The organism is Sphingomonas sp. JUb134 (assembly GCF_004341505.2).
In the GTDB taxonomy this organism is placed as follows: domain Bacteria; phylum Pseudomonadota; class Alphaproteobacteria; order Sphingomonadales; family Sphingomonadaceae; genus Sphingomonas.
The window spans coordinates 2,910,779-2,933,134 of the sequence record NZ_SLYP02000001.1; the positions used below are offsets into that span (position 1 = coordinate 2,910,779).

20 protein-coding genes are annotated in these 22,356 nt (G+C 63.8%); 5 read left to right on the plus strand and 15 right to left on the minus strand.

The genetic code is table 11. The annotated features are described in order from the left end of the window. The first annotated feature begins 42 nt into the window (after nucleotides 1-42). Nucleotides 43-1,356, plus strand: coding sequence for a polysaccharide pyruvyl transferase family protein (locus EDF69_RS13610; RefSeq protein WP_132882184.1), 1,314 nt, complete (start codon nucleotides 43-45; stop codon nucleotides 1,354-1,356). Nucleotides 1,357-1,478: 122 nt separating this feature from the next. Here the strand turns inward: EDF69_RS13610 and EDF69_RS13615 are convergent, their stop codons facing one another. From EDF69_RS13615 to EDF69_RS13625, 3 genes are all read right to left on the minus strand, one after another. After that, entirely contained in the window at nucleotides 1,479-3,008 is a 1,530-nt protein-coding gene (locus tag EDF69_RS13615) for a lipopolysaccharide biosynthesis protein (protein ID WP_132882183.1), read from the minus strand. 220 nt (nucleotides 3,009-3,228) lie between these two features. Continuing rightward, a complete protein-coding gene (locus EDF69_RS13620; protein WP_132882182.1) occupies nucleotides 3,229-4,380 on the minus strand; it encodes a hypothetical protein in 1,152 nt (383 codons plus the stop codon). A 175-nt stretch (nucleotides 4,381-4,555) separates the two neighbouring features. Further along, nucleotides 4,556-4,948: a hypothetical protein gene (locus EDF69_RS13625; RefSeq protein WP_132882181.1), complete on the minus strand. Its 393-nt coding sequence runs from the start codon at nucleotides 4,946-4,948 to the stop codon at nucleotides 4,556-4,558. Nucleotides 4,949-5,238: 290 nt separating this feature from the next. On the opposite strand from EDF69_RS13625, the gene EDF69_RS19670 reads away from it, so the two are divergent. Continuing rightward, nucleotides 5,239-6,657 (plus strand): sugar transferase, encoded by a 1,419-nt coding sequence (locus EDF69_RS19670; RefSeq protein WP_132882180.1) that lies wholly within the window; start codon nucleotides 5,239-5,241, stop codon nucleotides 6,655-6,657. 45 nt (nucleotides 6,658-6,702) lie between these two features. On the opposite strand, the gene EDF69_RS13635 is transcribed toward EDF69_RS19670, so the two are convergent. The 7 genes from EDF69_RS13635 to EDF69_RS13665 form a co-directional block, all read right to left on the minus strand. Beyond that, nucleotides 6,703-8,046, minus strand: a complete 1,344-nt coding sequence (locus tag EDF69_RS13635) for an exopolysaccharide biosynthesis polyprenyl glycosylphosphotransferase (RefSeq protein WP_165889956.1) — start codon at nucleotides 8,044-8,046, stop codon at nucleotides 6,703-6,705. Between the two features lie 383 nt (nucleotides 8,047-8,429). Next, the gene (locus tag EDF69_RS13640; protein ID WP_125961042.1) at nucleotides 8,430-8,996 is read right to left on the minus strand and encodes an FKBP-type peptidyl-prolyl cis-trans isomerase; all 567 of its coding nucleotides are present in this window, start codon (nucleotides 8,994-8,996) and stop codon (nucleotides 8,430-8,432) included. Nucleotides 8,997-9,116: 120 nt separating this feature from the next. Beyond that, entirely contained in the window at nucleotides 9,117-9,323 is a 207-nt protein-coding gene (gene rpsU, locus EDF69_RS13645; RefSeq protein WP_125961043.1) for a 30S ribosomal protein S21, read from the minus strand. 370 nt (nucleotides 9,324-9,693) lie between these two features. Continuing rightward, the gene (locus EDF69_RS13650; protein ID WP_125961044.1) at nucleotides 9,694-10,086 is read right to left on the minus strand and encodes a response regulator; all 393 of its coding nucleotides are present in this window, start codon (nucleotides 10,084-10,086) and stop codon (nucleotides 9,694-9,696) included. A gap of 66 nt (nucleotides 10,087-10,152) precedes the next feature. Then, the gene (locus EDF69_RS13655; RefSeq protein ID WP_132882178.1) at nucleotides 10,153-12,582 is read right to left on the minus strand and encodes an ATP-binding protein; all 2,430 of its coding nucleotides are present in this window, start codon (nucleotides 12,580-12,582) and stop codon (nucleotides 10,153-10,155) included. Between the two features lie 58 nt (nucleotides 12,583-12,640). Then, nucleotides 12,641-13,951, minus strand: coding sequence for an EAL domain-containing protein (locus tag EDF69_RS13660; RefSeq protein WP_339538508.1), 1,311 nt, complete (start codon nucleotides 13,949-13,951; stop codon nucleotides 12,641-12,643). A 191-nt stretch (nucleotides 13,952-14,142) separates the two neighbouring features. Further along, on the minus strand, nucleotides 14,143-14,373 hold the full coding sequence (locus EDF69_RS13665; protein ID WP_132882177.1) for a hypothetical protein: 231 nt from the start codon (nucleotides 14,371-14,373) through the stop codon (nucleotides 14,143-14,145). A 72-nt stretch (nucleotides 14,374-14,445) separates the two neighbouring features. Here EDF69_RS13665 and EDF69_RS13670 point away from each other — a divergent pair, with 72 nt between their 5' ends. Both EDF69_RS13670 and EDF69_RS13675 read left to right on the plus strand, forming a co-directional pair. Beyond that, the gene (locus tag EDF69_RS13670; protein ID WP_132882176.1) at nucleotides 14,446-15,807 is read left to right on the plus strand and encodes a UDP-glucose dehydrogenase family protein; all 1,362 of its coding nucleotides are present in this window, start codon (nucleotides 14,446-14,448) and stop codon (nucleotides 15,805-15,807) included. Then, nucleotides 15,807-16,826 carry an NAD-dependent epimerase gene (locus tag EDF69_RS13675; RefSeq protein WP_132882175.1) on the plus strand — a complete coding sequence of 340 codons (1,020 nt, stop codon included), beginning with the start codon at nucleotides 15,807-15,809 and terminating at the stop codon, nucleotides 16,824-16,826. The genes EDF69_RS13670 and EDF69_RS13675 overlap by 1 nt, the downstream gene beginning before the upstream one ends. A gap of 8 nt (nucleotides 16,827-16,834) precedes the next feature. On the opposite strand, the gene cas5 is transcribed toward EDF69_RS13675, so the two are convergent. Continuing rightward, the gene (gene cas5 / locus EDF69_RS13680; RefSeq protein WP_165889954.1) at nucleotides 16,835-17,398 is read right to left on the minus strand and encodes a CRISPR-associated protein Cas5; all 564 of its coding nucleotides are present in this window, start codon (nucleotides 17,396-17,398) and stop codon (nucleotides 16,835-16,837) included. Between the two features lie 508 nt (nucleotides 17,399-17,906). Here cas5 and EDF69_RS13685 point away from each other — a divergent pair. Continuing rightward, on the plus strand, nucleotides 17,907-18,815 hold the full coding sequence (locus tag EDF69_RS13685) for a DMT family transporter (protein ID WP_132882173.1): 909 nt from the start codon (nucleotides 17,907-17,909) through the stop codon (nucleotides 18,813-18,815). Here EDF69_RS13685 and EDF69_RS13690 read toward each other — a convergent pair. Genes EDF69_RS13690 through petA form a run of 4 tightly spaced genes read right to left on the minus strand, consistent with a single transcriptional unit; the run spans nucleotide 18,812 to nucleotide 22,138 of the window. After that, complete coding sequence (locus EDF69_RS13690; RefSeq protein WP_132882172.1) at nucleotides 18,812-19,357, minus strand: adenine phosphoribosyltransferase; 546 nt, start codon at nucleotides 19,355-19,357, stop codon at nucleotides 18,812-18,814. The two genes, EDF69_RS13685 and EDF69_RS13690, sit on opposite strands and share 4 nt — an antisense overlap. Then, entirely contained in the window at nucleotides 19,357-20,223 is an 867-nt protein-coding gene (locus EDF69_RS13695; protein ID WP_125961051.1) for a cytochrome c1, read from the minus strand. Before EDF69_RS13695 ends, EDF69_RS13690 begins: the two co-directional genes overlap by 1 nt. A gap of 15 nt (nucleotides 20,224-20,238) precedes the next feature. Beyond that, complete coding sequence (locus EDF69_RS13700; RefSeq protein WP_132882171.1) at nucleotides 20,239-21,543, minus strand: cytochrome b; 1,305 nt, start codon at nucleotides 21,541-21,543, stop codon at nucleotides 20,239-20,241. Between the two features lie 13 nt (nucleotides 21,544-21,556). Beyond that, nucleotides 21,557-22,138, minus strand: a complete 582-nt coding sequence (petA, locus tag EDF69_RS13705; protein ID WP_132882170.1) for a ubiquinol-cytochrome c reductase iron-sulfur subunit — start codon at nucleotides 22,136-22,138, stop codon at nucleotides 21,557-21,559. Nucleotides 22,139-22,356 lie beyond the last annotated feature (218 nt).

Genomic DNA, 22,356 nt, shown 5'->3' on the forward strand with positions numbered 1-22,356 from the left:
CAGTCCCGTTATAACAATGTGCTCGGGTGCGCAGGAGCTTTCATGCCCAACGTTTTTCTAATTGGCGACACCAGCAATCGGTACAACTGGGGCTGCCGCGCGACTACCTTCCAGCTTCGCAGGATGATTGAGGAAGTCGGGACTATCGCTTATGCGCTCGACACGAAGTTTTTGAACGCGCCTTTGACACCGGCAGTTCAAACTGTTGAGAAGCATCCTCAGAACACCATTCACGAGCTCGGCAAGTCCTATCCACCCTTTCTCAAGACAATCGCACAGAGAGCTATCTTCAAACTGTCCCCACTATCCCTCGCGCGTATCCGCGCACTGGCGACGCACATCAGTCCTTCGAGTCTTCCGGCGCTGGCCAAAGGTATAAAAGAGCGCAAGCTATTCCCTAACATTGCCGAAGCGATGGAACGTTCTGACATCGTCCTTATCAACGGCGAAGGGTCGCTGATGCAGGACCGGGGGGTCGGCAAGCTGAAACTTCTATTTGCGTATACGGCCAAGGAAGCTTTTGGAAAGCCGACAGCGATCGTCAATCATACAGCGGACTTCCGAAATCCGGCTTTGCGTAGGGTTGCTGCGCGTGTGTACCCAGTCCTTGACGATATTGTGGTGCGTGAAGCTCACTCCATGCAGATGGCAAAGCAAATTCGACCACAAGATCGACTTGATTTCGCCGCCGATGCTGCCTTTCTCTGGTCGCCCGCTTCTGAGTTGATGGCGAAAGAGGAGTATAGTGCTCGTCATATGGGTTCGGAACAATCCCCACATGATGCATCCTCAATGCGAGGGTTCGATCCCGCAGGGTCGTATATTTGCATCGGCGGCAGCTCTGCCTTCAGCGGGAAAGAGGGGCGTTTCGAAGAACTCCGCGAAGCATACCGGCGACTTTGCGGGGAGCTGGGTCGGATTGCGCCCGTAGTCGTCACCGCCTCAAGCGCACCTGACGAGCAGATCTTAAGACCGCTAGCGGACGAGTTACGGCTCCCGTATCTCGGCCTCAGCACGGAGATACAGCAAGCGGTGGACGTTCTGGGCCGAGCCAAAGCGTACGTTGGTGGTCGGTGGCATCCCGGCATTCTGGCGCTTACCGGAGGAACCCCTGTCGTATCGTTTTCCGCGAACTCAGACTTCAAGTCTCGGGGATTGACGGAATTGGCCGGGCTTGCCCAGGATCCCATTCAAGCCAGTTCCATACAGGGTCACTTGGACACGATCGTGGAAACTACTCGCGCCTATGTCACCGAGGGAGAAGCTTTGCGCACGCGGATCAAGGACCGCGTCGCCCAGCTGACGGCAACCTGCCGTCGTAACGTGCGGCTCGTGCAGGAGCATGCAAGCACCTGATCCAACGGCGCTCCTTCCTTTGCCCTTACTTGCGACGAAAGCCGCTCCTTGCAGCGATCAAAAGACGATTGCACCTTCCGGCCCAGCCCGCTCCTTCGAGAGAAAGGAGCGGGCAAACGAGTTCAAGAGGTCGGCCTCGTCGTAGCCCCTCTGTTGCGCGGAGCGAACCAGCGAAACAGTGCATGCCGCTGCGGCACCACCAAGACAAAGGCTGACAAGAGGGCGAATCCTAGCAGTAGTAAAATCCGCTCAGCCCAGCGCTCTACTGCATTATTGCTGAAGGTGAGCACACCAAAGCCCAGAGCCAAGCTTAAGCCAATAACTGCAACATGATGGACCCAAAGCCGCACATGAGGGTGTGGCGTCCGTTCGACCCAGAGTTGGCCCGCGACGGTCACTCCGATCACGGCGAGAGTAAACGAGACCATGGTGACGAGCGCTGCGCCCAGGTAACCAAGTGCGGGAATGGCCAGCAGGTTCATCGGCACCGTAAGCAGCGCGGGGATTGTCACCATTGTACTCGCGAGCCCGACTCGCTTGGCGTACGAAAACTCCTTCAGAAACTGGGTGTAGACGGCGTTCATGTAATAGGCGCCAACGATGATCGGCATCACGGCCTTACTCGCACCGAAGCTGGGTGGGGCGAGGATCGCGATGACTTCCGGCGCCAGAAGGGCGCCTGCCAAAGACAGGATCCCGACGATAGAGATGATGGCGCAATCGATCGCCACGATTGTTCGTGCATTCGCGCCATCTCGCTTCATTTCGTAGTAATGCGGCACATACGAGTTGTTCAGACTCGTGGTGACGAATGAAACAAGCTGCCCGCCACTATAACCAAGCTGATAGATCGCGATATTGTCTAGGCTCAGGAAGCGAGCGAGGATCACGCGGTCAGACAGGTTGTTAAACCAGTTACCGATCTTCTGCGGGAGGGTGAGCATTCCGTAGGACAGGTTCCGCCGAACGTCTGACCAGGAAAATGGCGTCCCGCGGGGGATCGCGCGAAGAAAGCTGATCGAAACCGTCGTCACGACCAGGAACGAACTCACGACATATCCCGTAAGCGGTCCTTCTGCGCCCCACCCCGCCCAGAGTATCAAGGAAACTCCTATCAGGGCTTGAAGGACAAGCTGCGCCAGCCGCACGAACACGAAGCGGAATGCACGCTTTTGCGCACGCAACAGTGCCTGCTGGAAGGTCAGCGTTCCGTCCAAGGCCGATCCTGCCGCGATTAGGCCTACATAGGGGAAGGCAGGCACTGGATCAGAAACGATGTGCGGCCACATGAACGCCAACAATATGCACATTAGTCCGCCGATCAGAACGGACGACACCAGCCGGAGCACGAAGCTGCTGTAGATGTAGCGGGCGAGTCCTTCGCTATTCCGCTCCTCATAGTATAGACGAGTGGCCGCTGCATCGATGCCTAAGCTACTAATGATGTTCACGGCGGCAAGCGTTGCAAGGCAGACGCTGACAAGACCGTATTCAGCCCGCGGCAGGACGCGTGTGTAGATCGGGATTACCGCAAACGGGACCAGCTTTTGGAGCGTGAACCCGACTAGGTACACAAGAACCGATCCCGTCGCCTGTCCACCTGCACTTCCCGAGAGGCGACGTTTCAAACGAGCGAACTTCTTGGCAAGCATGAGGCAGATATTCCGTTTCCGCTATATAGTGACCGCCCATGACGGCAGTCTCGAGCTGTTGCAAGAACGTCGCGATCGTCGCTCTCCGATACAGCGCAGAGGGAAAGGACGCCCCGGCAACGCCTGCCGTAGACGGCAGCGTCAGTGGATTACTGCGCTGAACTATCGCGAGCCGGATGGCTGAATGAAGGCTCGGCGGACCACCTTCCACTGTATGCCTTCAGCGTCCTGCAGGCGCGGGCAGCGCCGCTTGTCTGGCCGTCGCGCGGTACCCGCGCCGGTAGGTAAGCGCGCTCATGAAGAGAAACAGGCCAAGCACGGGGGGGAAAATAAAGGCGCCGTCCAGTGCAGCAACGGCCATATAAGATAGCATTCCCGCAACTGCCGCACGGCGGAGCATCGGAAGGTGCCTCAGCCGTAATGCATTGACGAGGACCGGAAAGGTCAGCGCCAACATCTCGAACAGGAAACCGACCAAGCCAAAACTCTGCAGGAGGCCGAGGTAGACAATTTCCCGGATACTCACCTGGGGCGTACCAAACCAGGTGATCACCAACTGCTCCACCTGGTAGAAGCGCCCGCCAAGGTTGGAGTCGAACAGATTATCCGATGTCCAGCCAAGGAACGGCATGATGATCAGGATGCCGCCGATCGCCGCCAGCCCACCGAGCCATACAGGGCCTCGATTGACGCGGACCTGCCCAAGCGCAACCATGACGCCACCCATCACAACCATCCCGAACCAAGCCGAACGACTTAGGGTCAGCAGGATCGCCAACAGGAAAGCCGCCATCCAACCCCGGGACTTCTCTGCATAGAGATAGACCGGGCCGAGAGTGATCATGCAGACGCCGAAGATGTTGCCGTTGTTGTATGTCGAAACGAGCTTCATGAAGCCGCCCCGCCGGTTGTTCTTCCCGAACACCTCCGCCGCATCCGCAGCATTCATAGTGACGTAGGGGATGGCGATAAAGCTCTTCGTCATCGCATACATGAAGAAGTTCATCAGCCCCCAGGCGACGGCAAAACGCACACTCCATCTCAGTACGGTGCAGATCTGCGCTTCGGTAAGATCCTCCAGATACGGCGAGAACAGTCCGATGATGATGATGGGCAGGATCAGGAAGTTCGTGCCGACGACAAGCAGTTCTCCCGGGCTGCCGAATGCCGTCTGCACCTTGTACACTGCGAACAGGCCGACCGGCAGATAGGCGAGCAGAACGTGAAGGAGCGCGGACGGTGACAACACCGGCCGGACGATGAGGCCAATCAATGCCAAGGGCGCGAGCGCTCCCATCAACAGGTACCCAAAGGTGACTGGCGTGGTACCCGTGCTGAAGCCGGCCTTCGCCAGGGCGACGTTCGTCACCATCAGCAGAACGAATGCCCAGAATACTACTCCCCGCTCCCCGGTGAGATAGCGGGCACCGATCCCCCTGCCTCTCGCATGGAAGCTCGCGGGAAAGGTAGTGGAAGGTGCCTTTGCGGCTTGCATGGAAGCGATACTCTAACGAGAAAACCGCGCCTCTTTGCCCTGTCTCGGGCGGTCAATACAAGCCGGCGTCACTCTCTCCGACCGCGGGAGCCACATCCCGCGAAACGGTGGTCTCCGGTAGAGTAGCCTGGGCCCGCTCCTGGGCACGTGCGATCACGAACAAAACCAGTGGCCACAGCATGGTGTTGACGAAATCGCCGACAGTGTCTCGAATGCGCCACGATTGAAGATGCGGCCAACCCTCTACGAGGTCGGCTGCCTCGTTCAGCACCTCCAGCACAAGCAGCAGGAGCAGCGGCCATCCCGATGCCATGCGCCGGCGCGTGAGCAGCGAGCAGCCGATGAACAACGCCAGCCCGACGTGGATGTGCGCGATCGACCGGCCGACCTGCCCGAACGGGGCGACCAGGTCCTTTGCGGCCTCGAAAAGCTCCACCAGCCCCATGCGGTCTCCAGGTTCCGTTCGCGATGCTCGATGGCTTCAATCCTAGACGTCCGTACGCAGGTGCACAACGCGGCGCACTGGAGCGGCGACTTGTCGCAACCAAGCCGCGGGATCATCTCGCCTCGCGTGCGGCGGCTGCTTCGCCACTTGTGGTTCATCTTCCGCCATTTACTCGGGCCGCACGAAGGGGCCAAGCAGCCGATGTCGCGGGCCGCGGCATGATGCTGCACGACAGCATCGCAGTGCGGGATGGCTCGACATTTTGACACGAGAAGCGCAGGATCATCCCTATGGCTGCATCTACTGTCCTGGGGACATCGGGCGAACGGAACGCCGGAGCAAGCGAGGGGCGCCACCACCCCGAGGCTCCGCGCGCCTCCGCCAAGCATGCCATCCGGGTTCGGCTGGCGCTCGGCCTCATCCTGCTCGACATGCTCGCGATCACCGCCGCGACGGGGTTCGTCGGCTGGCTGCGGCTGGGCGAGGTCACGAGCAACCGCCTTACCACCCTCCTCATCCTGATCCTGCCCCTGTATTTCGTCCTCGCGGTGCAGCGGGAGGCATATCGGCCGACGGCGATGATCAGCGCGACCCGCAGCACACGGCGCGCCTGTTTCGCCATGCTCGCGGCCTCGATCATCGCGATCGGCCTAGGCTTCGTCTTCAAGGCTTCCGAAGACCTGTCGCGCGTCGTGGTCGTCGCCGGCACCCTCGCAAGCTGCGTCGCCCTGGTTCTCTCGCGCGCGCTGTACGCGCGCTTCGCCCTGGCGCGCCTCGGCGGCAGCCCCGACAGCGAAATCGTGCTCGTCGACGGCATCCAGCCACCCGACGCCTGCACCGCGTTGCGGATCGACGTGGAGCAGATCGGCCTCGCGCCCGACATCAACGATCCGATGATGCTCAGCCGGATCGGCGGCATGATCTGCCATGCCGATCGCGTGATCGTCGCCTGCCCTCTTGAGCGGCGCGCCGTCTGGTCGCTGGCGCTCAAGGGTGCTGGCGTGAACGTGGAGGTGCTGGCCCCCGAACTCGATGCGATCGGCGCGATCGGAGCGACCCATTATCACGGGACGTCGACCGCCCTCGTCGCAGTCGGTCCGCTCAACACGGTCGACCGGTGCCTCAAGCGGATGTTCGACCTGTCGATCGTGTTGCTGGCGCTGCCGATGCTGGCACCGGTGATGATCCTGGTGGCCATCGCCATCAAGCTCGACTCGCCCGGCCCCGTGCTGTTTGCACAGAACCGGGTTGGGCAGGGCAATCGCCTGTTCCGCATGCTCAAGTTCCGCAGCATGCATGTCGGCAAGCTCGATCATAACGCGAACAAGCTCACCACCCGCGATGACCCGCGCGTCACCCGCGTCGGCCGCTTCATTCGGAAGACCAGCCTGGACGAGTTGCCGCAGATCCTGAACGTCCTGCTTGGCGACATGAGCATCGTCGGCCCGCGCCCGCATGCGACGGGCGCCCTGGCCGGCGACTCCCTCTATTGGGAGGTATCCTCACACTATTGGAACCGCCACGCGGTAAAGCCCGGGCTTACCGGCCTGGCACAGGTGCGAGGGTTCCGCGGGAACACGGAGACGGACCGCGATCTGATCAACCGGCTCCAGGCGGATCTCGCCTATCTCGACTCCTGGACGATCTGGCGCGACCTAGTGCTGGTCCTGCAGACCTTCCGCGTGCTGGTACATCGCAACGCATTCTGATTGGATTTGGGGCCGCAAGGGGCCCGAAGCGCGTGCCTAATGCCCTCAAAAGGCGTTGCGGTGCACGAGCACTCGGACGGTTTGCGCGACGATCAGCATGTCCCGCCAGATCGTCCAACCATGTAGATACTCGAGATCGGCCTGCAGCCGGTTGACCAGGTCACTCCGGTGGTTGGTGGCGCCGCGATAGCCACGCACCTGCGCCAGGCCGGTCAGCCCCGGTTTCGCCGCGTGCCGATGCCAGTAGCGGTCGTCTATTTCCCAGAACAGCTGATCCTCCGCACGCGACCCGAGCGCGTGCGGCCGAGGGCCGACGATCGACATATTCCCCGCAAGGACGTTCACCAGCTGCGGCAGCTCGTCGAGGCTGGTGCGGCGGAGCAATCGCCCGACGCGCGTGATCCGGTCATCATCCCGCGTGGTGGAGGCGCTTCCGTCTTCGTCGCACCGCTCCGGGCGCATGCTGCGAAACTTCAGCATGTGGAACATCCGGTTCCCGCGGCCGATCCGGCGTTGAACGAACAACACAGGGCCCGGCGACTCCATCCGGATCGCCAGCGCGATTACTGCGAATATCGGCGCCAGCAGCAGCAGCGCGCCGCACGCGACCGCGATGTCGAACAGGCGCTTGACGAGCCTCTCCTCCACCCCGAGCGGCCCCTTCGCGACGATCAGGGTCGGATCTTCACCGAAGTGCGCCACCCCTAGTGGAGCCAAAGCCGTCAGTTCGGGCGTCAGCACCTCCCCCTGGACATTTGCCCCTTGCAGCGCATGCACCCATGCGTGCCTCCGTTCGGCGGAACAGGCGACTACGACCCGGTCCGCCTTCTGCAGCGCCACGGCGAGACGATCGTACATCATCGGGTCGTGCCGTCCTGGCTCGAAGCTAGAAGCCGCCAGGATGGTGGAGTATTCGCCCGTGCCGGTTCTGCGAAACGCCCCCCCGTCCGAAAGAAGCACCACATTGTACGGGTTGCCACCAATGATGCGGCGCGCGTTGCGGAGGAACAAGCTCCGCGCGACCGTCAAGGCAGCAAGGCTGACGAGTGTCCCGCCTGCAACGATGACCCGCGACAAATCCGCACTTGCCCGCAGGTAGAAGGCGGTGAACAGGATCGCCCCTGCTGCGAACAGCATCGAACGAAGGGCGCAGGCTACCCCTCTGCTTCTGCGGTCGATCACCGAGACGGCAAAGGCCCCGCTGCTGAAGGCGGAGAGGAAATAGATCGAGAGCATCGCAAGCCCGATCACCAGCCCCTGCTGAGCCCCCCCGGAACTGTAGAGCGCTCCGACGAACAGGAAGCTGCCGAGAATCACCACGAGATCGAGCAAGCTCAGGAACAAGAGCAGGCGAGTTCGCAGGACACCCCGCGAGGGCTGCCAACGCATGACCCGCCGCCCCGCGGTGGGGACCGGCCCAGATGGCAGCACCCATGGATCGGCCTCTCCGCTCATCCCCTACCCCCCGGCCTGGATACGGCTACCGGCAGGTTATAGGAAGCATTACATGGTTAACTCAAGAAGCGAGCTGGCCGTGCTAATCCGGTTCGGAAGCATCATACGTCCCAGGTCGAGTCCCTGGCGGTCGGGTACTTCGCCCATAGCTGCCCGTGCCGGAACTTTACTGTCTCTCTGCGCCCGAAATGGTGAAGCTTCGCAAGAACCAGGAAGCGCAAGCACCAACAGCAAAAGGCCCGACATGCCGTATGGCGTGCCGGGCCTCGGAAGCTTGAGAGAATGCGGGCAGACTGCGGCGTGCGCTCCGCAGAGGCTTAGCGACCGGGACCTTCCGGTGCGCCGCCGCCCGGCATCGCACCACCGGCGCCGCCGCCCTGCATCATCTGCTGCATCATCTGCTGACGCAGCACCGCCTCCGGGATGAAGTCGAGCAGTTCGACGTCGAACTGAAGCGTGATCTTTGCCAGTTCTGCCGGTTCCCCCGTGAGCGGCGGGGCACCCGCCGGTCGCGGCGCGCCATAGCCAAGGTGCGGCGGGATCCAGAAGCGGTACTTCGATCCCTTCGGCATCATCTTCAGCGCTTCGGCAAAACCTGGAACCACGCCGCGCACCGGCATGGGAGTCTGCTGGTTCTGGTCGAACACGCTGCCGTCCGGACGCTTGCCGACATAGTTGATCAGCGCGACGTCATCGTCCGTGGGCGCGGGCCCCGTACCCGGTTCGATGATTTCGTAGCGGAGACCCGACTCGGTCACCTTGCTGTGCGGAGTTCCGGCCCAGGCGAGCGCCGCTGCAGCAGCAACGATCAGCGCAATGCCAATCCAGAGCCAGACGAGATAGCGACGCTTCACGGGCTGGAGCGGGACGGCAGTGACAGACATGAACAGCGATCCCGCTTAAGTCAGGGGCGCGTACCGGCGCCGCGACGGCGATGAAGAAGGATGGAAACCCGAACAGGCAGCAACATCCGGCACCCGAGTGCGGGCGCCGGATGCGAAATCTTACCGGGCGTTGTCACGCTCCGCGCGCTTGCGCTCGAGCTTGCGGGCGCGACGCACGGCAGCCGCACGCTCGCGAGCGCGCTTCTCGCTCGGCTTCTCGTAATGACGACGAAGCTTCATCTCGCGATACACGCCTTCGCGCTGCAGCTTCTTCTTGAGCGCGCGCAGAGCCTGGTCGACGTTGTTGTCGCGGACGATGATTTGCATGAGGCCGTCTAACTCCGATTCGTTTCGTGCAATAGCAAAAGGTCGCCGGAGCGCAGGCCGCGGCGGTATGCGCTGCCCCTACCAGCGCGGGGCGACGCGTTCAACCTTTTTCCCTTGTTTCGACCGTCGCTGCACAGCGAAGCGCCGGGAGGTCCGCTGCCGTGCGGGATCATGATCCCAGCACTGGAAAAACACGCCATCGCCAACCCGCTGGCATGGCTGCTGGTGCGCCCTGCAGCAATACGAGTCCGTGGCCAAGAGTCGGCAGGCTGCTCGCAGACTCTCGTACCCGCGGAGGCCGGCACCGACGGCGACGAGTCGTATGGCACCTTGCCTTCGCAGCGGGAAACCCTACTACCGCGGCTGGAGGTCAGAAGAGAATGGCGTCCTCGTCGGACTTGCTCGCGAGGATACGGCCAATCGCGTCGAACAGCGCCTCCATGGCGACGGGCTTGAACAGCACCTCGTCGGCGCCCGCGGCGATGCAGCGCTCGCGCAGGTCGAGCGCCGTGTCGGCAGTCACGACGATCAGCGGCAAGTCACGCTTGGCATCGTCGCGGGCCCGGATGCGGCCGATCGCCTCGAGCCCGTCCATGCCGGGCATGCGCAGGTCGACCAGCACCACGTCGAAGTCTTCCTCATCGATCCGGCGCAGACCTTCTTCGGCCCGATCGGCCTCCGCCATGGTGGCCCCGGCGACATCCAGCATGTCGCGCACGACCCGCCGATTCATGGCATCGTCTTCGACAAACAGAATGTTCATCGCCCCCGGATCCTGAAGGGCGTGGCGAGGGTCAACAGCGGGGGCATGGTGTCCAAGGCTATCGCGCTATGCCGCGCGTGAAACAAGGGGCGAATCGCCCGGATTCCTGCGTTTCGTCGCGAAGAGCAGCTGCACGAGCCGCGCACCCGAGATCGGCTTGCCGATTACCTGGTCCATCCCCGCTGCCTCCAACGCCGCGCGCGTGCGCTCGTCCAGGTTGGGCCAGAGGATCGCGGTCGTCGCGCCGGCAGCCCGGGCGGCGCTTGCGATCGGCTCCACTCGAGCCTTTAGATCGTCCGTGTCGGCTTCCAACGCGGCCTCGTCGATCAGCACTCGCGCGGTGCCGCCCTTTGCGAGTTCGTCGATCGCCTCTTCGACGCTAGCCGCGAAGCGCAGTTCACGGACGTGCGGCGCGAACAGCGTGCGCATCATGCCGCGTACGATCGGGTTGCGATCGATCACCAGCATGCCGGCCGCCGCCCCGGCACTGCCATCGGCCATCGCCGGTGCCGGCGCCTCCACCAGAGGCAGGACGACGGTGAAGGTCGAGCCCACGCCCTCCACGCTTTCCACCCGGATCGTCCCGCCGAGCGCGACCGCAAGGTTGCGGCAGATGGTGAGCCCCAGGCCGGTGCCGCCGTACTGGCGAGTCGTGCCGGCATCCACCTGCCGGAAGGATTCGAAGATCTGCGCGTGCTTGTCCGCGGGGATGCCGATCCCGGTATCGCGGACGGCGATCTGCAGGTGTCGGGCACCATCGTCTTCCACCACGGTCGCCCGGACCGCGATGCTGCCGGCATGGGTGAACTTCAGCGCGTTGGAAAGCAGGTTGAAGACGATCTGGCGGAGCCGCGTCGGATCGCTTTCGATCCATTGCGGCACATCGGCGCACTCCAGGGAGAAAGCGATCCCCCTCCCCTGCGCCTGCTCCTCCCAAAGCTGCGTGGCCTCCTTCAGGGTGGCGGGCAGATCGACGGTGGTCGTGTCGATCGTGAAGTTGCCGTTCTCCATCTTGGCCACATCGAGGATGTCGTCGACCATGCCGCGCATCCGCATGCCGGCTCCGTGCACGATGTCCACCCGCTCGCGCGTGGCTGGTTCCAGCGCCGGATCGGCGAGCATGACCTGGGTCATGCCGAGGATGCCGTTGAGCGGCGTGCGAATCTCGTGACTGGTGGTTGCCAGGAACTCCGTCTTTGCGGCGAGCGCCTTTTCCAGCGAGGCGTTGGCGATGCCCAAGCCGACGTTGGCGGCGCGCACCTCGTTGCGGCTGCGGCGGATTGTGACGAGGCCGAAGGTCAGCAGCCCAATCAGGAGCGCAACAGCGGCAGCGATGCCGCCGAACAGGATCTGCTGGAAACGCGTGCGCGAGCGTTCGAATTCGACGTTCCGACGCAGTTCCTCGGCTTTCAGCCGCGCGATGCGCAATTCCTGGTTCTGGAAGTCGAACCGCGCGCCCATTAGCGCTGCCTTGGCGGAGGTGGCGATCTCCAGCGCCTGCTCGTCCAGCCGGCGCAGCGCAAGCAGATGCTCGACGGCTTTCTCGGGCTCCCCGCTGCGCTGGTAGATCCGGGCCGCCACAAGGTGGTTGTCGCGCATCGCCAGGGTGGTTTCCGTCGGCGGGACTCCGTCGAAGCTTCGCTCGATGAGGGTCCGGGCGCGGACCAGATTGCCGCGCTCCAGCGCGACACGCGCGGAAACGCTGTAGATTTGCGGCAGCACTTCCTTGGCTCCGGCGCTCTCGGTCAGCCGCATCCCGTCGGCCACCGTATCGGCAGCAGCATCAACTCGGCGGGCGTTAAGCTGCGCGCGCGCCAAGTTCGCCAGGATCCGCACGCGCACAGTTACCTCCGCAAGAGGAGCATACTGAAGCGCCTTTACGAACGCTGCGGAGGCTTCCGAGAAGCGGTTCATCTCCGTGAGGACGTTGCCTCGGCCGTTGTAAATCGAAAGAAGCAGTCCGGGGTCGCCTTGGAATGCCTCCTCCGCCTGCCGGTAATAGCGGAGGGCGCCCGCAAAATCGCCGCCCTCGCGATAGAGAGACGCCAGCCGGACAAGCGCAACAGCCTGCCCCCGCTGATCCCGCGCCTCTACGAAACTGCGATGCGCCTTTTGGAAGTCAGCGAGCGCCGCTGAGACCTGACCGTCGGCAGCATAAGCACCGCCCCGTGTCAGCATCAGGTCACCCCGGAACTTCGGATCGGGAAGACCATCCGCCTCGCGCATTGCGATCTCGACCAGCACGCGCCCTCTCTCAACCTGGCCGGTCCGGATTGCGGCGTCCGCCTGCAACCAATGTGCTCGGGCTAGCTCTCTTTGGTGGTCGCCAGGCATCGCCCGCGCCCGTTGCTCCGCTTGACGAGCGATCTCCATTGCTTGTCGGGGATCAGACACCATACGAGCTGCAGCCGCGGCGTTCAGCACTTCGAACTGCCGAGCCGAAGCCGTAGTCGACACCGCTTCGAGCCATGCGGCGGCCAACAAGCACACCAGCATCGACCGGGCCCGCCCCCCTGACCGGGTAGACTGCGGCCGCACGCCAGCGTGTGCCACCTCAGGCGCTCTTCCAGAGACGATCCGACCTCAGGAACGAGAATCGCTGACTGTCCAGCACCTTGAGGTGAGACTCTTCGTCAAGGAACAGGCGGAAAGCGTCGATCTCCACTGGGCGACTGACAAGGTAACCTTGGATCATGTCACAGCCCATGACGCTTAGAAGCGCCATGGCTGCAGGGGTTTCGACCCCTTCCGCCGTCACCTCCATGTCCAACGCATGTGCCAAGTCGATTGTTGAGCGGACGATTAGGGGGTCCCGGTTGCTGCTGGTCAACTGGGTGACGAACAGCTTATCGATCTTCAGCTCCTTGGCAGGCAACTGCTTCAGGTATGCAAGCGAGGACAAACCAGCGCCATAGTCATCGATGGCGATGGCCACACCTATGTCTGCAAAGCGTTGCAGATGGCGGATTGCACTTTCGGGGTCCCGGATCACCGCCGTTTCAGTGATCTCGAATCCAACTCGCGCGCCCTCATCACCAAGGACCCGACAAGCTTGCTCAACGAAACAGGCATCCGCAAGCAGCACGCCCGACATGTTGACGAAAATCGGGAGGGCGTGCCCCTCCTCCGCTAACGCGCGCTGGTCCTTGAGAACGCGTTCGAGTGTCCACAGAGTCAGCTTACCAATAGCACGGCTCTGTTCGGCCGCCTGAATGAATTCGCCTGGGAGGACCAACCCGCGAGTCGGGTGGCGCCATCGTACCAGCGCCTCCGCGCTGGCCACCTGCTGACGGCGCACATGCACCTTTGGCTGGTACTGAAGGAATATCTCACCCGCCTCAATCGCACGTGGAAGTTCTTGGACCAGCTCAAGCGGATCGATACCGTTCTCGTTCTCCGCATCATCCCGTATGACATCGCGGCCCTGCTCGCGAGCTTCGGCAAGCGCCTTCTCCGCCGCCTCCACCAGTCGAACCTCCTCCCCGTCGCAATCCCGCCCTGCGCCCCCTCCGATCCGGAGACGAATGAGATGGTGCTCCCCATCGATGTTGAAGGGGTCGGAGAAGCTCCGTTGTAGCCTCGCACTCGCCGCCTCCGCTTCCTCCACCCCGCGGGCCTCAAACTCAATCGCTATGAGCCGATCCGACAATGGTCGCACGCGCGCTTCGGCAAGAGCGATGCGCGAACGCGCTGTTACTTCGTTTACGAGGGTTTCGGCTCTCGCGAGGCCAAGATGGCGGCGCAACCCACTGAAATTTGCCACTTCGCCCAACATGAGAATGCGGAGCGTGTGACCATCGTTCGCTATCGGCGGAGGAACCAAGGCGAGCGTTCCTTCGGCCTGCTCTCTTAGGGCGCTTGCCACCGTAGAGCCTCCCAGGACGGGCGAACTCCCGCTTTCCAAATCCCAGTTCGGCGTGAGCGAGGGCGGCAACATAGCTCCACTGCATCCCACACGAGACTGAAATTCCGGTTAATGCCGAACAGCGGAGTGGTTAAGGTTGCATTAGGGTTAAATTGTTGTTAACTAGGCCTCAGACGCAGCCGAGGAGACCATCAATGCTGTTCGAAATTTTCGCTTTTTTCCGGAAGAGCTACGGCGACGACATTCAGCCGTTCTAAGCACCATCGGTCGACTGAGACCGATACATCGCAAAGGCCGCTCGGTTGACCGAGCGGCCTTTTTGATTCGGGAAGGACCGATCGGCCGCCGGCCAGAACGATGCGCCTTCCTGGTTGCTCCTCATCCGAACCAATCCACGCTTCCCAGCCGCGGCGTTCGCCCATATGTGCCGGGAACCGTGATACGCCTCGGCTCCGCCAGTTCGGCGGCTACCCGGCAGTAAGGAAGAGCACGCAATGCGCATTGTCATGATCGGATCGGGATATGTCGGCCTGGTATCCGGGGCCTGCTTCGCCGATTTCGGTCATGACGTGGTCTGCGTCGACAAGGACGAGGGGAAGATCGCCAAGCTGCGCGCTGGCGGCATTCCTATTTACGAGCCGGGCCTCGACCAGCTCGTCGCGCGCAATGTCGCGGCCGGTCGCCTCTCCTTCACCACCGAACTGGCGGCGCCAGTGGCGGAGGCCGACGTGGTGTTCATCGGCGTCGGCACCCCTTCCCGTCGCGGCGATGGCCACGCCGACCTCTCCTATGTCTATGCCGCCGCGCGGGAGATCGGCGCGGCGCTCAAGGGCTTCACCGTCGTCGTCACCAAGTCGACCGTACCCGTCGGCACCGGCGACGAGGTCGAGCGCATCATCGCCGAGGTGAACCCGGACGCCGAGTTCGCGGTCGCCTCCAACCCCGAGTTCCTACGCGAGGGCGCGGCGATCGAGGACTTCAAGCGGCCGGACCGCATCGTCGTCGGCATCGAGGACGAGCGTGCGCGCGCGCCGATGGAAGAGGTCTACCGCCCCCTGTTCCTCAACCGGTCGCCGGTCCTGTTCACCGGCCGGCGCACCAGCGAGCTGATCAAGTACGCCGCCAACGCCTTCCTCGCGATGAAGATCACCTTCATCAACGAAATCGCCGACCTCTGTGAAAAGGTCGGCGCGGACGTGAAGGACGTGTCGCGCGGCATCGGCCTCGACAACCGGATCGGATCCAAATTCCTGCACGCAGGCCCGGGCTATGGCGGGTCCTGCTTCCCCAAGGACACGCTGGCGCTGGTGAAGACGGCGCAGGATTACGAAGCACCGGTTCGGCTCATCGAGACCACCGTTGCCGTCAACGACACGCGCAAGCGCGCGATGGCGCGCAAGGTCATCGCCGCCCTGGGCGGGGACGTTCGCGGCAAGTCGATCGCGCTGCTCGGCCTCACCTTCAAGCCCAACACCGACGACATGCGCGATTCGCCCGCGCTTGCGATCGTCCAGGTGCTCGAGGACGCCGGCGCCACCGTGCGCGCCTATGATCCGGAGGGCATGGAGGCCGCCCGCACGCTGATGCCGGACATCGTCTACACCGATTCTGCCTATGCCGCCGCGGAGGGTGCCTGCGCAGTCGTGATCGTCACCGAATGGGACGCTTTCCGCGCGCTCGACCTCAAGCGGCTGGGCCGCATCATGGCGCAGCCGGTGCTGGTCGATCTGCGCAACATCTACCGCCCCGAAGCGGTCGAGTCGGCCGGCTTCACCTACTGCGGTGTGGGCCGCCCGGGACATGCGAAGCCTGCGACCGCCAGCGAGGCGGCCCCCGCGGAAGCGACCGTCGACTGATGCGGTACCTGATCACCGGCACCGCCGGGTTCATCGGGTTCCATCTGGCGCGCCGTCTGCTGGCGGACGGGCACGACGTCACCGGCTTCGACGGAATGACGCGGTATTATGACGTGCGCCTGAAGCAGGCCCGCAACGCCGTGCTCGCCCGGTCGGACCGGTTCCGCATGGTGGAAGGGATGCTGGAAGACCGCTCGGCGCTCTATCAGGCCGCCGAGGTTGCGGAGCCGGAGGTGATCATCCACCTCGCGGCGCAAGCCGGCGTGCGCTATTCGATCGAGGCGCCCGGCACCTATGTCGAGAGCAATCTGACCGGCTCCTGGAACGTGCTGGAACTCGCGCGCGCGCTCCAGCCCCAGCATCTGCTGATGGCATCGACCTCGTCGATCTATGGCGCGAACCCGACGGTGCCGTTCAGCGAATCCCACCGCGCGGACGAACCGTTGAGCCTCTATGCCGCGACGAAGAAGGGCATGGAGGCGATGGCGCACAGCTATGCCCATCTATTCGGGGTTCCGAGCACCATGTTCCGCTTCTTCACGGTCTATGGCCCGTGGGGCCGGCCCGACATGGCGCTGTTCAAGTTCACGGACGCGATCCTGAACGATCGGCCGATCGACGTATACGGCCACGGCCAGATGGCGCGGGACTTTACCTATGTCGACGATCTGATCGAGGCGGTGGTGCGGCTCGCGGACATCCCTCCCGCAGAAGAAAACCGCGTCATCGGCGAGGCAACGATCGACGCGCTATCGCACCAGGCGCCGTTCCGGGTGGTCAACATCGGCGGCGGCCAGCCTACCCCGCTGATGGACTTCATCCGGACCGTCGAGCATGCGACCGGCCGCAGTGCCAAGCTCAACATGATGGACATGCAGGCCGGCGACGTGCCGCGCACCTATGCGGATCCGACGCTGTTGCACGCGCTCACCGGCTACACGCCCGACACGCCGATCGAAACCGGCGTGGCGAGGTTCGTCGAGTGGTACCGGGAGTGGCGGGCACAGGCGGCGGCCTAATCCCAGTCTCAGCTGAACACCCCCTCGCCCTGCCGCGGGAGCGTCACTACCCCGTCGACCGCCCGCGCCCGGAAGTAGCGAAAGCGGCGGGGATCCTTCGGGACCCGCTCGAACGGCAGCCAACCCAGATCCAGTTGCGCCGGGCCATCGAAGGCGCTGTCGAGCGGGGTATCGACGGAAGCGAGCTTCAGGGTCGCCGGAAGCTCGAGCAGACCCAGATAGCCGCTTTCGGGATCCAGACGACGCGCTTTGCGAAGAAACATCGACTCATGCGCATCGATGCTGTCCCGCGGTCCGGCGCGCAGGGTCAGGTCGAAGCCGAAGTCCAGCGCCCAACACGGCGCCTCCAGCGCCCGCATGACGCCCCTAGGGCCCACCAGGTCGACCGTCCGAACGGGCGCGAGCAGATGGATCGTCCGGATACGCCAGCGGATTGCCGGCTTCCAGTGAATCCTCTCGATGAGCCCGAGCGCTGCAATCGGCGTGATCATGTCATAGCTGACAAGAGCATCGCTGAATTCCGGCCGCGGGAAGCAGGCGAGCGCACCGGACACCAGCAACCTGAACTGCACTCTGCGCCCCAACAGCTATCGTGATTCAATCGTTCGCGCTTTGTGCACCGGCGCGCCACGATCAACGATTTGGTCTACCTCCACATCGGCGGGACTTTTCACATGCTGCTGGGATCTTGAGCGTGCTCGTTCCAGTATGGACACTCTTTGAGGTGCAACGCGCGCCTCCACCCTGCACTATCTCCGTACCGGATGAGCCGTGCAAATCACTCCTCCGAGATGGATGCGTAACCTTGAAGATTTGGGGGGGAAGCAATGTCCTGGAAAGCGAAGCTCGAGATTTCCTTGTCGCTCATTCCGAGTCTGAAGCTTCAGCTTGAATGCACAAGCCGAGGACGCCCGGTCGCCCGGTCACCTCAGCGCTTGGGACTCGCGCCCCCGCGACCCCGCCGACCCCGCTCGCCAGTTCCTGGAGCAGCACACTAAACGCAGCCTCACAAGAGGCGGACCGTCGGGCCGCTCACCCGCCGCGGTTGTGCCCCGTCCCTCCGCCACCTACAGCCGCGGCATGCCGGGCGATACCATCCTCAAGGGCGTGGGCCTGCGGCTGCTCGCGATCTTCTTCCTCTCGACCATGTCGGCGCTGGTGAAGCTCGCCGAGACGCGGGGCGCGACGCTGTTCGAAACCATGTTCTGGCGCCAGTTTTGCGCGTTGCCGGTGGTTGTCGCCTTCGTTGCAATGGGACCGGGTCTCGCCACGCTTCGCACCCGGCGCTTCGGCGCCCATCTGGGCCGCTCCGCCGTCGGGCTCCTGGGCATGGTGTTCACCTTCGGCTCGGTGTTGCTGCTACCGCTGGCGGAGGCGACCACCTTTCAGTTCACGGTGCCGATCTTTGCGACGATCCTTGGCGCGCTGATCCTGCGCGAGCCCACCGGCTGGCAGCGGTGGAGTGCCGTGCTGGTGGGCTTTGCGGGCGTGCTGATCGTTGCGCAGCCCGGCGCAGGCCATCACGTCACGCCATTCGGCGCCGTCATCGGACTCCTCGCCGCGCTGTTCGTGGCGATCGTCGCCATCCTGCTGCGCCAACTCGGGCGGACGGAGAACAGCGGGACCACGGTGTTCTGGTTCTCGCTGCTGTCCCTTCCGCCGCTTGCGCTGCTCTACGCCTTCAACCTGAAGCCGCATGACGCCGCGACCTGGGCTATCCTGGTGTCGATCGGGCTGGTCGGCGGCATGGGCCAGATCGCCCTCACCGCGGCGCTGCGCCATGCGCCGGTCGCCGTCGTGGTACCGATGGATTATTCGGGCCTGGTCTGGGCGACGCTCTACGGCTGGATGTTGTTCGGCCTGCTCCCCGGATCCGCAACCTGGCTGGGCGCGCCCGTCATCGTCGCGAGCGGCCTGTTCATCGTCTGGCGGGAGCACCGGCTGGGGCGGCAGAAGGTCGCCGCCGCCAGCGCGATCGAGGACGCCTAGTCCCCGTCGTACGCCACCAGGCTGCGGACGGTGATGCCATCCCTCCGCAGCGCGTCGGCACCGCCCAAGTCCGGCAAGTCGATCACGAAGGCTGCCTGGGTAACCGTAGCGCCCGCCTTGCGCAGCAGCCGCACCGCCGCGCGTGCGGTGCCACCCGTGGCGATCAGGTCGTCCACCAGCAGCACCCGCGCACCGGGCGCGCAGGCATCGGCATGGATGGTGATGCGGTCGGTGCCATATTCGAGGGCATAGTCCTCGGCGATGGTAGCGCCGGGCAGCTTGCCGTCCTTGCGCACCAGCAGCACGCCCGCGCCGAGTGCAAGTGCGACGGCCGGCGCGAAGACGAAGCCGCGCGCCTCGATGCCCGCCACCAGGTCGATCGGCCCTTCGACCGAGGTGACCATCTGCTCGACGGCAAGGCGCAATCCCTCGGCGTCGAGCAGCAGGGTCGTGATGTCGCGGAACTGGATGCCCGGCTTCGGGAAGTCCGGGATCGTCCGGATGCGCCGCCGGATCGCTTCGGCGGCGCTCTCAGTCGTCATCAATGCTTCACGCCCCGCCAGATGTTGCGATAGGCCCCGAAGGTCAGCAGCGTGAAGATCAGCAGGAAGAGGATCGTTGCCAATCCCGCCTGGTGCCGCGTCTCCAGGTTCGGCTCCGCGGTCCAGACCAGGAACGCCGAAACGTCCTTTGCCATCTGATCGATCGTCGCGCGCGTGCCGTCCTGGTAGGTCACCTGGTCGTTGCTGGTGATCGGCGGCGGCATCGCGATGTTGAGGTTCGGGAAGTAGGGGTTGTAGTGCAACCCTTCCGGCGTCTTCGCACCCGGGAACTCGTGCACCAGTTCCGCAGGCTGGTTCTGATAGCCTGTCAGCAGCGAATAGATGTACGCCGCCCCGCCCTCGCGCGCCTTGGTGATCAGCGAAAGATCGGGCGGGATCGCGTTGTTGTTCGCAGCCCGCGCGGCGACGTCGTTAGCAAAGGCCAGCGGGAAGCGGTCCGACGGGATGTTGGCCCGGGTCGCCGTCTCGCCGGTTTCCGGGTTGATGCTCGGCTGCTGGATCGCCCACTGGGTGGCGATCGCCTTCACCTCGGCCTCGTTGTAGCCGAGGTCCTCCAGGTTGCGGAACGCGACCAGGCGGAGCGAGTGACAGGCGGCGCAGACTTCCTTGTAGACTTGGAAGCCGCGCTGGAGCTGCTGGCGGTCGAAGCGGCCGAACGGCCCGTCCGACGCCAGCTTGAGCGGCTTGTGCTCCCGGTGGAACTCATGCTCCGCGGTCGGTGCGGCAGGCTCGGTGACCAGGCCGTAGACGGTCGTGATCAGCGCGAGCATCAGCACGCCCGCGAATGCCAGGCCGATCAGGATGTTCAGGTTGCGCAACGCCAACCGGAAAAGGGAAGAGATCATGAAAGTCGATGCCCCTTATTCGGCCGCGGCCGGCGCGCCGGTCACTGCAGTTTCGCGCATGCGAGAGCCGCTCTTTCCTTCCAGCACCGCCTCGGTGATCGAGTTCGGCAGCGGGCGCGGACGCTCCAGGGCGGAGACGATCGGCACCAGTACCAGGAAGTGGAGGAAGTAATAGGCCGCCGCGATCTGGCTCGCGATGATGTAGGCCGGTTCCGCCGGCGCACCGCCGCAGAAGCCCAGCACCAGCACGTCGAGCACCAGCATCCAGAACAGCGTGCGATACACCGGGCGGAAGTTCGCCGAACGGACCGGCGAGCGATCGAGCCACGGCAGGAAGAACAGCAGCAGGATCGAGCCGAACATCGCCAGCACGCCCCACAGCTTCGCCGGGATGATGAAGTCCACGGTGAACGCGCGCAGGATCGCGTAGAAGGGCCAGAAATACCATTCCGGCACGATGTGCGCAGGCGTCGAGAGCGGGTTGGCCGGAATGTAGTTGTCCGCATGGCCCAGATAATTGGGGGCGAAGAACAGCAGCGCTGCGAAGATGATCAGGAACACGCCCAGGCCGAAGCCGTCCTTGGCGGTGTAATAGGGGTGGAAGGGGACGGTATCCTGCTCGGCCTTCACCTCCACGCCGGTCGGGTTGCCCGATCCCGGAATGTGCAGCGCCCAAATGTGGAGGATGATGACCCCCAGGATCACGAACGGCAGCAGATAATGGAGCGAGAAGAAGCGGTTGAGCGCGGCATTGTCCGGCGCATAGCCGCCCAGCAGCCAGATGCGGATGGTCTCGCCCACGCCCGGGATCGCCGAGAAGAAGCCGGTGATGACCTGCGCGCCCCAGAAGCTCATCTGCCCCCAGGGGAGCACATAGCCCATGAAGGCGGTTGCCATCATCAGCAGGAAGATGACGACGCCCAGCAGCCACACCATCTCGCGCGGCGCCTTGTACGAGCCGTAATAGAGCCCGCGGAAGATGTGGATGTAGACCACCGCCAGGAACATCGAGGCGCCGTTCGCGTGCGCATAGCGCAGGAACCAGCCGGCGTTCACGTCGCGCATGATCGATTCGACCGAATCGAACGCGACCGCGCCGTTGGCGGCATAATGCATCGCCAGCACGACGCCGGTGACGATCTGGATCATCAGCGCGGCACCCGCGAGGATGCCGAAGTTCCAGAAGTAATTGAGGTTGCGCGGCACCGGATAGCCGCCGCCGATCGCGTTGTAGACGAAGCGCGGCAGCGGCAGGCGGCTGTCCACCCACTGCATCAGCGGGTGCTTCGGCGCATAATGCTGGGCCCAGGGAAAGCTCATCGCGTGTCTCTCCTCAGCCGACCAGGATCGTGGTGTCGGACGTGAACGAATAGTCGGGAACCGACAGGTTCGTCGGCGCCGGCCCCTGCCGGATGCGCCCGGCCGTGTCATAGGCAGAGCCGTGACACGGACAGAAATAGCCCCCGAACGGCCCCTTGTTCTCGCCCTCGCCCGCGCCCAGCGGAACGCAGCCCAGGTGGGTGCAAACGCCCAGCGTCACGAGCCAGTTGGCCTTGCCCTCCTTCGTCCGTTCGGCGAGCGACTGGGGATCGCGCAGGTCCGACAGCGGCACCTTGTTGGCGGCCTCGATCTCCTGCGGGGTGAGGTTGCGCACGAACAGCGGCTGCTTGCGGAACGACGCCTTGATCGCCTGGCCAGGCTCGATCGCCGAAAGGTCGAGTTCCGTGGTCGAAAGCGCCAGCACGTCCGCAGAGGGGCTCATCTGGTTGATGAGCGGAAGGGCGATCACCCCCACGCCCACCCCTGCGAATGCCACCGCGCCAATGGATAGATAATCGCGTCGGCGGGGATTCTCGATCACATCTTCATGCGAGCCGGTCGCTCCGCCGGGGGGAACCTCGTCTATTGTCGCCATGCGCTATTTGCCCCTGCACCCAAACCATTCGGCGCGAACGCGCCTCAGAGAATTACAGGCAGCCTTGCCATCTATTCGGCTGCGTCAAGTAGCCTTGATCTCCGGCGCCTCCGCAACGTGATAGACGTGGGGGCGTCACTTTGCCAACCGCCCCCGCGCTACTGCCTGCGCGCCGCCTCTACACCGCATCGTTGCGCAAGAGTTTGAGGCAGGGCAAA